This window comes from Actinokineospora alba (assembly GCF_004362515.1).
Lineage (GTDB): Bacteria > Actinomycetota > Actinomycetes > Mycobacteriales > Pseudonocardiaceae > Actinokineospora > Actinokineospora alba.
In genome coordinates this window covers 2,836,024-2,849,839 of record NZ_SNXU01000001.1, presented here as the reverse complement: position 1 = coordinate 2,849,839, position 13,816 = coordinate 2,836,024, and the positions used below count along the sequence as shown (strand labels likewise).

Sequence of the window (13,816 nt, the reverse complement as noted above, 5' to 3'; positions counted from 1 at the left end):
CGGATTCTCAAGGACGACGATCCGCATCCTGTCCCCCGACGACGACGGATCACCGGCGAAGAAGCCCTCCACCACCCACTCCAGCCGCTGCTCGGCCGCCACCGACAAACGGTCGAGTTTCGCCAAGAAAACCTCGCGGAGATCGCGCTTCCCCAGATAATCAAGCCGCGTCAACGCAGGTGTTTCGTGCACCGACAGCGCCAAACCCTGTTCGGTGTGCAAGTGGCGGAGGGAAGCTCGCGTGAAACGCAGCTCCACCGAAGACCGCCGGCTCCGAACCTTGGCCATCACCAACTCTTCCAACCAGTTCATCGCGATCTGACCGGCTGAATCACGAGACTTCTCATTCTGAGACTTTGACCAGAAACGCAACCGCACATCCGGCAACTGCTGATCCCGATCGTGACGATCGACCACCATCTTCACAAGCTCGTCGATCTTCTCCCCCAACACCGTCCTCTCCTCGGCAGCAATACCGACCAGCTCACCGTCGTGCACCACCAGCGAATCCACCGGCGCATCGATGAAGACCCTCCAGCTCTTGCCCTTCATCTCGGCGTTATGCGGAGCCCGTAACCACCGACCCCACCCGCGCGGCAGCTCCACAACGCCCGCAGATGTGTTCTGCCCCAACTCGGACGCGGCACCCGCCTCCGCCCCGGCAGCCGACGACTCACCCAACTGAACTGGAACATCACCGGCCGGGAGTTCGGACGCGGCATAATCGGCGAGGAACGACTCGAACCCGGCCAACAGCTCATCGAACTCATCCAGGCCCAGCCCCGGTCCATCGATGTCTGGGATCAGGTCGTCTACAGCGCCGTCGCCCAGAGACCGCTGGTGCCGCCAGAACTCAGCCATGCGCAACGTCTGCCGCTCGCTCATCACACGCTCGGCCGTCGCCCTGTTGACCTCGAGCTGGGCGACCAGCGCATCAGCGAACGACGACAGATCCTCCGCCTCCGCCAACTCCGACACTCTGCTGCCCAACGCCTCCTCATACGGCGCCGCCAGCGCCGACAAAGCGACCTCGAACTCCTGCTCGGCACGCGCCGCGGCACTACGCAACCGACCCGCCCGATCCGGATCAGTACGCTCAACCGCGTCCAACCACACCCGCGCGCTCTGCAACTCCACAACGGCACGAGTCAGCTCGGTCTGCCTCCCCCGCACTCGCTCAAACGCCTCCCCGCTCTCCTGGGCCCGCCCGATCTTCACCCGCTCGATCAGCGCTTCCGGTGCGGCGGCATCCAACGCACCCTCGAGATCGACATCAACCTGAACCAACCGCGACCGCCGGAACAACGCCGCCGCCGCATCCGACTGCTCCCGCAGCACCCGATCGAAAGCGTCCGCGTTCGCCATCACCTGCTCGGTGAGAACATCGAACAAACCTGGAACCACATTCCAGTCCGGCACCAACGCGGCAACGTCTTGCTCAAACACCGCCATCTGCAGTGCATGCTGCTCGCGCAACCACTCCTCGAACCGCGCGTGAACAGCCTCCTGCTCATCGGCCAATGTCAGACCCAGCACCGGATCCTGCTCCCCCAGCACCCTGATCCGTTCATCCCCGCGAGCCCACTCGATCGCGGTCTCAGTCTGCGCGACCCGCTCACTCAACAACTCCTCGAACACGGCCCCATCCGACACGAGCACACCATCAACCACGCCCGCCAAGCGCAGCGAGCGCTCCTGCGAGAACTCGAACTCCCCAGGCACAGTGACATCCGCCGCCACCTCATCCCGCCGCCGCCGCTTCCGAGCACCCTCGCCCACGGCGCCGACCGCCGAGCGCTTCCGCCCGGCACCACCAGATTCCAGGCCTTCCCCAGACGGCGCCACGGTGACGAACATCGCGCGCACTCGCCCCTTCGGTTTGGGGAAGGGACGCACATCCACAAACCCGGCAAGGAAAGCCTCGGCCTTCGTCGCCACCTGCTCAGGATCGATACCGCCCTCCGCCAGCAGCCGTTCGACCACCCGACCGACCTCACCCCGCACATACCGCACCAGCTCGCTGTCCGCCAGCTTGCCCGGATCCTCAAGGACGACGATCCGCATCCTGTCCCCCGACGACGACGGATCACCGGCGAAGAAGCCCTCCACCACCCACTCCAGCCGCTGCACAGCCGCCACCGGCAAATGGTCGAGTTTCGACCAAAAAACCTCGCGGAGATCGCGCTTCCCCAAATACTCGAGCCGCGTCAACGCAGGTGTTTCGTGCACCGACAGCGCCAAACCCTGTTCGGTGTGCAAGTGGCGGAGGGAAGCTCGCGTGAAACGCAGCTCCACCGAAGACCGCTGGTCCCGAACCTTGGCCATCACCAACTCTTCCAACCAGTTCATCGCGACCTGACCGGCTGAATCACGAGACTTCTCATTCCGAGAATTTGACCAGAAACGCAACCGCACATCCGGCAACTGCTGCCCCAGATCGTGACGATCGACCACCATCTTCACAAGCTCGTCGATCTTCTCCCCCAACACCGCCCTCTCCTCGGCAGCAATACCGACCAGCTCACCGTCGTGCACCGCCAGCGAATCCACCGGCGCATCGATGAAGACCCTCCGGCTCTTGTCCTTCATCTCGACGTTATGCGGTTTCTGTAACCACTGACCCCACCCCTGCGCCGGCTCCACAGCGGCCGGGAATGTGTTCTTCCCCAACTCGGACGCGGCACCCGCCTCCGCCCCCGACTCACCCAGCTGAACTGGAGCATCACCGGCCGGGAGTTCGGACGCGGCAGAATCGGCGAGGAACGACTCGAACCCGGCCAACACCTCATCGAACTCATCCAGATCCAGGCCCAAACCCAGCCCATCGACGTCCAGCTCCTGCGCGAACTCGAACTCCCCAGGCACAGTGGCATCCGCCGCCACATCATCCTGCCGCCGCCGCTTGCCAGGACGCTCGCCCACGGCGCCGACCGCCGAGCGCTTCCGCCCGGCACCACCAGATTCCAGGCCTTCCCCAGACGGCGCCACCGAGACGAACATCGCGCGCGAACGGTTGTTCTCTAGGGGGAACGGACGCACATCCACAAACTCGGCAAGGAAACCCTTTGTCTTCTGCGCCACCTGCTCACGATCGATACCGCCCTCCGCCAGCAGCCGTTCGACCACCCGACCGACCACATCCCGCACATGCCGCACCAGCTCGCTGTCCGCCAGCTTGCCCGGATTCTCAAGGACGACGATCCGCATCCTGTCCCCCGACGACGACGGATCACCGGCGAAGAAGCCCTCCACCACCCACTCCAGCCGCTGCTCGGCCGCCACCGGCAAACGGTCGAGTTTCGCCAAAAAGACCTCGCGGAGATCGCGCTTCCCCATATAATCAAGCTGCGTCAACTCAGGTGTTTCGTGCACCGATAGCGCCAAACCCAGTTGGGTGTTCTTGTGGCGGAGGGAAGCTCGCGTGAAACGCAGCTTCACCGAAGACCGCTGGTCCCGAACCTTGGCCATCACCAACTCTTCCAACCAGTTCATCGCGATCTGACCGGCTGAATCCCGAGTCTTCTCATTCTGAGACTTTGACCAGAAACGCAACCGCACATCCGGCAACTGCTGCCCCAGATCGTGACGATCGACCACCATCTTCACAAGCTCGTCGATCTTCTCCCCCAACGCCGCCCTCTCCTCGGCAGCAATACCGACCAGCTCACCGTCAGCAATACCGACCAGCTCACCGTCGTGCACCACCAGCGAATCCACCGGCGCATCGATGAAGACCCTCCAGCTCTTGCCCTTCATCTCGGCGTTATGCGGAGCCCGTAACCACTGACGCCACTCGCTCGGCAGCTCCACAGCGCCCGCAGATGTGTTCTGCCCCAACTCGGACGCGGCACCCGCCTCCGCCCCGGCAGCCGACGACTCACCCAGCTGAACTGGAGCATCACCAGCCGGGAACCCACCCGGCAAACCACCAGTCCGAACCAAGCCGAACCGCCCCGTCAGAGCCTCCGCCCACTCCTCCGCCACCGCCTGGCCATCACGCACATACACATCCGCCACAACCGCACGCACCTCATCAAGCCGCCGCAACCGCTCCCGCTGCACATCACTCGGCGCCCCGATATACAACAAACCCCCCGGCTGCGGAACAAGCCTCTTCACCTCTTCGAACAACCAGAACCGCTCCGCATACCCACCACCAAGCTGCTCAACACCCAACCCCGCATCAACCAACCGCCTCGCCTCAGCCAACGCCGCATCAATCTCCCCCCACAACAACCCAGCCGACCGAACAGCCGCATCCCACCCCGCCTGCGACCAACCACCCTCAACCGTCGGATCAAACCCCGCGACATCAGACACCAACTCCACGCCGCCATCACCGACGACCCGAGAATCCACTGAGGACGGCTCACCACCCTCTGAGTGCACGGTCAGCCGCTCGGCGGCCAGCCGGACGTTCTCCTCGACGGGTTCGCCGTGCTCGGAACCAAACGTCGACGACGTCGAAACGTCCCGTTGGGTGGAAGCATCGTCCTCGATGTCCGGGTGGCGGCTGCCCTCGATCACCTGACCGCCCGATCCGAACACGACGGCGTGCACGGCGTACGAAGCCCACCGCACCTCACCCTCCGCCGGAGCGACCACACCGGTCCGGGGATTCACGACGAACACCTCGCCGTCGTGGTTGACCACATTCCACGCCTCTTCGGGCAACGCGTAAGGCGGCTGGCCGAACACCAGAGCACTCGACCCGTGACCACCGGCCCTGACCCGCCTGGCCACCTCCGCCAGCCCACTCGGCCCGCGACCCATGAACTCCGGCTCGTGGCCGATCTCCGACTCCCAGTACGCACGGCCGAGCGACGAACCTTCCGGCATCGCGACCGCCATCCGAGGCGTTCCCTGAAAGGTCTGATGGAAAGCGATCACCAGGTCCAGCGGATCGCCCTGCTGCCCGTTCCTGACCAGGTTCACGAAACTCTTGGGATCCGCGAACCGAGTGCCCGGCGGCACCGCGGCAAGCAGCAGGTCGACCAGGTACGGCGCCGGAGCAATCGCCGCTGAGAAATCCGCACCCGGCGTCCCGAGCAACGTCGAACCGTTCACCCGGAGCATGTGCCCCTCAGCCACGAACTCTTCCATCAACTCCTGGGCGATCACCGAATCCTGCGTGGTGTCATGCCACAGCGCCGCGAGCTTGACCACATCGCCATAGGACATACCGGGAAGTTCTTCGGTCAGCACCTCCTGGCCACCCCGAAGCGCATTGCCCACCAGGTCTTTCCCCGCGGCCAGAACACTGTCACGGCGATCGGGGATATCGGCCAGGTACTTGTCCGCCAGCGCGACAACCTCGTTCCACGCCGGCACCAACGTCCTCAGACCGTCGGCGTCGAGCTCACCCGCCAGCTTCGCCCGCCCGACCGCGTCAAACGAACTGAAACCGTCAAAAAACAGCCTCCGCTCCATACGACTCATCGACCAGTACAGGTGGTTGAACCGCTCCCGCCCAACAGGGCTGAGAGACCCGTGCCAATCCACGAGCTCCTGGTCGAGCCCATCGCCACCGAACGCCGCGTCGCCGGTGTGCTCGAAAACAACACCGGAAGAGCTCGAGTCCACAACAACGCCCTCGTCCACACGATCCCGGCCCGTCCGCCGCGGACGCGGACGCAACGCACCCACGAGCCGCTCGTCCACGCCGGTGTCCACAAACGCCCACGGATCCTCCGGCGATCCGGCAACACCCCCCGACTCAACATCCAGCCGACTACCCGGCCCACCCTCCGCCACCGAGCCCGGCAGCCCGCCGACCGGCCGCTCCTCAGTCCGTCGCCGCGGCCGCGGACGCACCGGCTCGGCGTCCGGCCGCCCACCAAACTCAACCAACTCATCGGGGAAGAGGACACCTTCGGCATCCCCCGCCAACCTCGTACGCGACTCAGCAGGCGACAAGTCCTCAACACCCGGCGCATCGCTGGACTGCTCCTCGTCGAACGCCTCTGATTCCAGATCGGAAGCGGCTCCGGCGAAGGGCAACGGCCGTTGGAAGACATGAATTCCGCCCTCCGTCGTCACCACGCCACCGTCAACGGCCTCGGCGATCGTTGACGCATCCGAGTCGACGAGTTCGTCGTCATCGACCTCGCTCACGAACGGACGGCTGTAGATCCGCACGCCCGAAGGCGATTCCTCCACGCCCTCCGGGGCCGTGCTCTCTGCCGCCGTGGACGTGGACGACACCGATTCGAGGTCGGTCCGGTCTTCGACGTCCTGACCGGAATCGCCTGCGGGCGATGGCCGGACTTCAGTGAGAAGCCGCTCGGCGAGTTCTCGCAACGCGCCCCCAGCCGACGACTCGGCGTGAACCCGCGGCGCCGGCTGGAACACCGCGCCCGCCTGCCGACCGCCACGGGATGTCAACGTGCGCACGCGGACGTCCTTGCGTGGAACCCGCCCGGAGTCAGGCGGAGCGACCAGAGCTTCCTGCCCGTCGGGAAGCAGCTTCGCGAACGCCTTGTCCACCGCGGCGATCGTCCTGACGGAGATCTCCTTCTTCGCGTCGTTGAGCGCATTCTCACCGAGGTCGTGCGGCGACAGCGCGATGTCGATCGTCGCGGTCCGGTCGCCGCCGGGCGGCACCTCCGCCCCGACCGTGCGGATGACGACCTGCTCCGGGTCGAAGCCCAGTCCCAGTCTGCTCAACCGATCAGACTCCCTGGCCAACGCCTCGAGGAATCTCGCCTTCACCGCGTTGGCTCTACGTTTGCCCGTTACGCGGCCGGTGCCGGGCACGGACAGACTGCCGTTGCCGTGACCGGTGATGGTGACCACGGGCAGCTCGACACCGTTGCGCGCCCGCCAGGCCGCCGCCCTGGCGGTCTTGCGGGCCACATCCTCGACCTTGACGACCTCGCCGATCTGGACCGTTTTTTCCTTGGGGCCGAAGCGGATCGTCTCGCTGTCGATCGCACTCGCCGCCAGCTCCGCGAGCCGCACGGCAGGCACTCTGTGCGCCAACTTCGGGTCGACCTCGACGAAACGTCCGGAATCCCTGAAGAACCGGGTAGCGCGCGGGGAGTACATGGTCCAGTCGCTGGTGGCGACGAAGTGCCTGACATCGCGCTTGTTGGCAGTGCTCCACTGCGACTTGAACTCCGGCCCCTGAGCCTCGAACGAGCAGCAGCTGAGCAGGTGTGGTTTCCCGCGTTCGCCCTCGGGAACCTTCGCGAAGACGTCCGTGGCGACGGCCAGCTTTGCCGCCGCGCGTCCGTCCAGCACAACAGTGTCGCCGATGTCGGCAGGCCGGTCGGTCTTGAGGCCGACGTCGAGTCCCCGGGGCGAACCGTGCCCGTCGGTGATCCACAGGTCACCGCCGCCCGCCCAGGGGGTGAGCACGGCGACATACTCTCCGGACACATTCTGGAAGTAGTACTGCAGCCCTACCTTGCTCTGAGTGCGAGCAGAGACGTCCAGCCAAGTCGCGTCGACGTGGTCCCGGGGGAAGTACTGCCCATAGTGTCCCAGTTGCTTGGTGTACATGGGATGGACGACGACGTCATCAGGGCCGATGTCCGGCAGGAACTCCAGGAAATCATCGCCGCCCAGGTTGATCTGGCCGTCGGCGCCGAGCTTCAGCTGACCCGGCGACACGTACAGCGGTCGCGAGTAACCGCCCTTCACCATCGAGCGGCTGATTTCCGCGCCACCGGTGGCAGGTCCGTCCAGTGACCCAAAGACGATTGACCGGACGGACCCCGGCCACTTCCCCTTACCCAGCGCGGCCGTCACCTCGGGCATCGCCCGCAGCACGCGGGCCAACTGCTCCGGCGTGAACACCACTTCCGTCGGCCGCTTGCGCTTGCCGGTGGCCCGTCGGCTGGCCCGATAGCCGTAGCGGTGCGAGCTCGCGAAGATGAAGAACGGCAGAGGTTGCCCGGTCCACGGCGACTTCTGCCCGTGCTTCCCGGTGCCCCCTGGGGTGTTCACCGTGGCCAGGGTCTCGGCCACGGCGTTCCACGCCCAGGCCTTCGCCGCCGCGTACTCCGCGTCGTCACCGGGCGCCCGCACGAACAACCCTACTGCCTGCCCCAGGCTGTTCCGCAGCACCTCGGTCTCCAGATCACCGGCCCGCAGCTCCGAGACCAGTGCGAGTTCGGCGTCGTCCGGCAACACGACCTTGCCGTCCACGACATCCCAGGTACCAGGCGGCGCGACAACGTCGTTGAAGATCCCCTTGGCGTGCAGTTCACCGGCGTAGTCGAAACCCAGCCCGCCGAAGTTGACCAGTTGCCCACCGTGCGACGCGAGCAGCACCACCGTCCGATCGGGGTCGGCCTTCACCTCCGCCAGGAAAGCCGGATCGTCGAGCATCCTCCTGGCGAGGCGCGCGCCGTCCTGCTCGTGCTGAGCACCCGCAGCCGACCCGAGCCGCGCGACCGTGCCGTCCGGCGAGTCCACCACGGCGACCAACGGCTCCTTCCCCGGTTTCGCGTACTTTCCCAACAGCCGGTCCGGAACGATCACGGACATGTCCTTGGCCTGGGCGAGGGTGTTGACCGATGTCACCGCACCATCGGGGGTCGGGAAGACGAAGACCGAGCCCTGACGGACGTGCATGACCTCGGACACCGACAGGGGATCGCTCTCGGTGATCAATGCGTCTTGGGGAAGGGCAAGGAAACCCGCCCCCTCATCCTCGCCATGCACGACCGGGCCCGCGTAGTCGTAGGTCAGCCAGCGAGTGGGCCGCTTGTTCATCGCTGTCAGAAGCGCGGCGTTGAGCAGGCTCTTCGCACTCGGATCAGCGGACAGATCTCTGGTGATCACGATCAGCTCCGGCTGCACCGGTCCGCCGGTAAGCTCCTGGAACATCGCCGACCCCGTGATCAGCCTCGCCATCACCGCTGCGGGCACCGCCACAGTGGTGCCATCAGGCATCGGCACGAGGAACTTGTCACCGGCGGCGTCGAGCAGCAGCTCAACTGGCTGGACCCGCCGGCCGCCCACAGACGACTCCCATTTCGCCCTGATCGGCCTGTGGGTCACTCCACCCTGTTCGTCAACGTATTCCAGCGTCACCACGCGCCGACTGTTGGCGGTCGAGGCATTCAGGTTGGCCTCGACATCGAATTTGACTCGTGCCTGCGAAGCGAGCGCCATGCCGAACGGTCCGTCCAGGCTTGTCAGTGACAGCCACGCGACGTCTTCCGGCCGCAAGTCGACCCGTTCGAACGGACGACCGTGCTTCGGCACGGCGATGCCCTCGGCGTTGGTCACCAGTTCGTCGAACATCGCCTCGACCGCGAGGTCCTCGTCGTCCTCGGCCAGCGTCGCCGCGAACTCTCTCGCCTGCCCCAACAACTCGGCCCGATGCTCGTCATCGATGTCCACCACCAACCGGACGGTGACGCCGGGAGCCGCCCGCAACATGGGCGACCGGCGCACATGTTCGGCCAGCTGTGCTCCGTTCACCGGCACACCGTCGACCATGAACCAGCCGTCGCGTCCGGTCACGAACACGTTGAATGGCTTGCCATCGGCGGCAGGCAGAGCGGTCTGCGAGACCTTGCCCCGCGGCAGGTAGCTGACGCCGCCGGAGGAGTTCGACGAGGACAGGTGATAGCGCCCAGCGGTCTGAACCGGCACGGACTTCTGTAGCCGAAGCCGCGCCTTGGCGTCCCGGGAACTGGCCTCGACCTGTCTGGCCGCGGGTGCCGTGCCGAGTTCGGAGTCAGGCGGAGCGACCAGAGCTTCCTGCCCGTCGGGAAGCAGCTTCGCGAACGCCTTGTTGACCGCGTAGTAGCTGGCCTCGTCGACCTCCTTCTCCAAGGCGTCCAGGGCCGTCAGTCCGAGGTCGTGCGCCTGCAGGTCCACTTCGACTCGGGCGATGTCCACGTCCTCGTCGGCGCCGTCCTCGAACTCGACGGTCACCTCGTCCACCTGGAACCCGAGGCCGTGCGTCGCCAGCAGTCGCGCCTCCGTGCGCAGCGTCGTAAGGACGACGTCGTGGAGCGCATCCTGTCGATCCTCGGCATCGACCACTCCGGATTGACCACCTGCCTTGAGGGTGACCTTCGGCAGGGCAACACCGTTGCGCGCGCGCCAGGCCGCCGATCGCGCCACGCTGCGGGTGAACGCCTCCAACTGCTTGATCTGTTCGTCTGACAGCGTCGTGCTCGCCGGTGGGAATTTCAGCGAGATCGGGTCGATGTTGTTCGCCGCCAGGTCCCGCAACGGCACCAGGGTGGCCTCGTCCGTCTGATCATCAGGATCGACCTCGCCGTACACCCCATTGTCGAGTACTTCGAACAACCCCAAATCGAGGTGCGTGCCGACTCGCCCGCTACCCGCGCGCACCTTCTTCGGCGTGCTGTTCAGGTCCTTCCACGCCGACTTCAACCTCTCGGCGGGGTTCAGCACGGGCTTTCCGGACTCGTCGACCAGACCGGCCACGTTCACATCGCAGGAGAACGACCAGACCTCGAAGTCATCGAGGTGGACCTGCTGCCACAGATCGCTCGCGAGCACGATCTTGAGGTATTCCTCTGGGGCGAGCGTGACCGAGTCTCCGACCTCCAGCGGATCGTCCGTCGACAGCCCAGCTTTGAACCCCGTCGTACCGCCGTGCCCCATCAGCTGAACCACGTGTTTGGCCGACGCAGGCGGTGCCAGGTACGCGACTTGGCGGTGGATCGCGCTACCCGACTCATCCAGCGTCTCTGTCGGCACATACCGGAGGTAGTACCGCCGCGTCCATGCGTTCTGCCGACGTAGGAACGTCGTGTGGTCGTCGGCATCCTCGCTCGTCTGCGGGAAGTGCACGGCGTAGATGCCGTGCTTGTCGTCAACGAAGGACCGGGTGACCACACCGTCTTTCCCCGGCTGTGGCGGCGCATACGTGACCAGTCCCGCCTTGGTGATCTCGATGCCGCCTGGCTTCAGCACGATGGGATCCAGCGGCACGTGCACCCGCCGCGAGCGCCCGCCCGGAACGAAGGTCTCGGCGATCTTCGCCGCGTCCCGCACCTTCCCTTCCACCGCGGTGACCAGGATCTCCCGATCGTTGTTCCTGGCGAGCATCGTGTACTTCACCTCGGGATGGGACCGCAGCACCCGAAACAGCTGCGTCGCGGAAGGCCGCTGGGGCTGCCCGTCCCGCCGCCGGGCTCGATAGCCCCTCTCGTCGGTGCTGACGAACACCATCATGGGTGCCTCGACCGCCGGCAACGACTTGAGCTTGTCCGCCTTGCCATCGGCACCGATGTGGAAGCTGTCCAGCGTGACGTCCGCCGCCCACTCGCGTGCCTTCTGGTGCTCCTGTTCGTCACCGTCGTAACGAACGAACAGACCGACCTGCTCTTCGGTTTCGTTGGTCAGAACATCCACATCCAGATCCCCGTCACGCAAGTCGGAGACCAGCACGAACTCGGTGTCCTCGGCCAGCGTGACACCACCGGCGCCGATCTCCACCCCTCCCGTCGCCGCGGCCACATCTGGGAAGATGTTCTTGGTGTGCAAGAAGCCCGCGAGATCGAAGCCCAGTCCGCCGGTGTTGGCCCGTTTGCCCCCGTCCCGCGCGACCACCACCACCAGCGGCTGCGGCACGGCCCGCATCGCCGTCTGGAAGGCCTCATCACTCCACAGCGTCTCCCCCAGCTGGCTTCCGGTCACCTCACGCACCGAGCCGTCCGAGAGGGTGACACGAGCGAACGTGCCATCAGGCGAGTCGACCACCACGTACACCCGTGGCCGGTCTGGCGGCAGGCCGCGCTCCGCGACCGCACGATCGAGGTCCGCCGTCGTCGGCGGCTCCGCACCGACCGGATCGTTCGTGCCGAACCCGAACACCGAGCCCGTGCCGAACCTGGCCACCTCGCCCGAGGCCAGGGACGTGTGCACGGTGAACCCCGCGTACGCTGGCACGACCAATGTAGGCACGTGGAGTACGACACCTTCGTAGTCGTAACTTTCGCGTGGGCCCGTCAGCTCGCTCAGTTTCGCGAGTAACCGGGCGTTGACCGCGCTCGCCACGCTGGGATCGGCGTCGTCGTTCTCGTTGATCAGCACCAGCGGCCTGCGCACCGGACCGGCGGTGAGCCGCTGGAACGCCTCGGACCCGGCGATCACCTCCGCCATGTCCTCCGGCGAGAGGTCCCGCTCGGCGCCGTCGACTGTCCGCACCGGGAACCGGCCATTGCGGCTATTCAGGACCAGCACAATCGGACGCGTGCGGCCATCGGTGGTCGTGTGAGCCCATGGAGTAGCGGACTCCACCAACTGCTCACTGTCCTGCCTGAACATCACGCGCAGGCTCTCATCACTCGCGAAGCGGAGCTGCGCGCGGTGATGGTCGTACGAGGCCGCGTCGGAGAGCAGGGCGAACTCCCGGCCGTCAGCACCACTGAGCGTAGGAAGCACCACTTCGTGCGGCTGGACCTTGGTCACCGGTGCCTGATTCGAACCGCCGGGTGCGCCGAGCCCGCCGGACGCATCTGGCCCGTCGACGCCCATCTCGTCCGCGGAAACGACATCGACGAGCAGAGCGGGCGAGTACCCAGTCTTTTTCACCGGAATGACAACAAGCTTGTCCTTGATGAAATCGTCGACCGACCCGCTGTAGGCATCCGGATGCTTACCCAGCGCCTGTTCGAAGACAGCCCGAAGCGTGATTGTCATGGCTGCCAGGTTTTTTTGGACGACACGGTGTGAACTGCCCACGACGAGGATCCTCAGCTTCTTGTTCGCCGCGTTCAGATCCGAGAGGCGGTCGAAGATGCCTTCGGCGAACCATTCGAGCCGTTCTACGCCAGCCTCGGGCAGGTAGTCCTTTTGGCCTATGAGGAACTCGGTCAGGCTCGTCGCCTTCTCATAGTCGCGCGACCCAAGCGCCGGACTATGGAACGCCTCGAACCCCATACGATGAACCTTGGAGCCGGTGCGATTATCTATGCGGTGCACATAGGTGAACCTGAGCTTATTGCCTTTCGTGGGCACCAACTCCCGCAACCTGTCACGCAACTTCTGCAGACGCTTGCGCAGTTCTTCGGGCCCCAGGATGGCAGTGTAGTTCGTCGTAAAGGACAACCGGACATCCGGCAGCTGGAAACCCTGGTCCTCACGCTCACGCACCCGCTCCGCCAGCTTGTCCGCCGCCTCCGTGAACCGCGAGCCGGACAAGGGGTCAGGCTCGACGAACGAATAGCCCGAAGCGCGGTTCCACCCTACGTCCGCGCCCCAGCTGGCTCCCTCGATCCGGTCGGGCTTCCGGTGCAACCGCTTGGTCGCATCCGGAGGTAGCTTGACCGGCGGGCGCTTCTCGGCGGATAGCTCCCACTCGGCCGCCACTATCCCACCCTGCGACTCGACCTGATTCGAACCGCCGGGTGCGCCGAGCCCGTCGGACGCAACTGGCCCGTCGACGCCCATCTCGTCCGCGGAAACGACATCGACGAGCAGAGCGGGTGAGGACCCATCCCTTTTCACCGGAATGACAACAAGCTTGTCCTTGATGAAATCGTCGACCGACCCGCTGTAGGCATCCGGATGCTTACCCAGCGCCTGTCCGAAGACAGCCCGAAGCGTGATTGTCATGGCTGCCAGGTTTTTTTGGACGACAATGAGTGAACTGCCCACGACGAGGATCCTCAGCTTCTCGTTCCCCGCGTTCGGATCCGAGAGGCGGTACTCGAAGATGCCTTCGGCGAACCATTCGAGCCGTTCTACGCCAGCCTCGGGCAGGTAGTCCTTTTTGCCTACGAGGAACTCGGTCAGGCTCGTCGCCTTCTTGTAGTCGCCCGACCCGAGCGCCGGACTATGGAACGCCTCGAACCCCACACGATGAACCTGGGATTCT

The 13,816-nt window shown here is 65.4% G+C and carries 1 protein-coding gene (cut by both window edges); it reads right to left on the bottom strand.

The whole window is internal to a protein-glutamine glutaminase family protein gene (locus tag C8E96_RS13400; RefSeq protein ID WP_133794404.1) on the bottom strand: the coding sequence, 54,060 nt in all, runs 26,208 nt past the left edge and 14,036 nt past the right edge, and what appears here is coding positions 14,037-27,852, spanning codon 4,679 (partial) through codon 9,284 (complete); the first complete codon in reading order (the gene reads right to left) occupies window positions 13,813-13,815. Both codon boundaries (start and stop) fall beyond the window edges.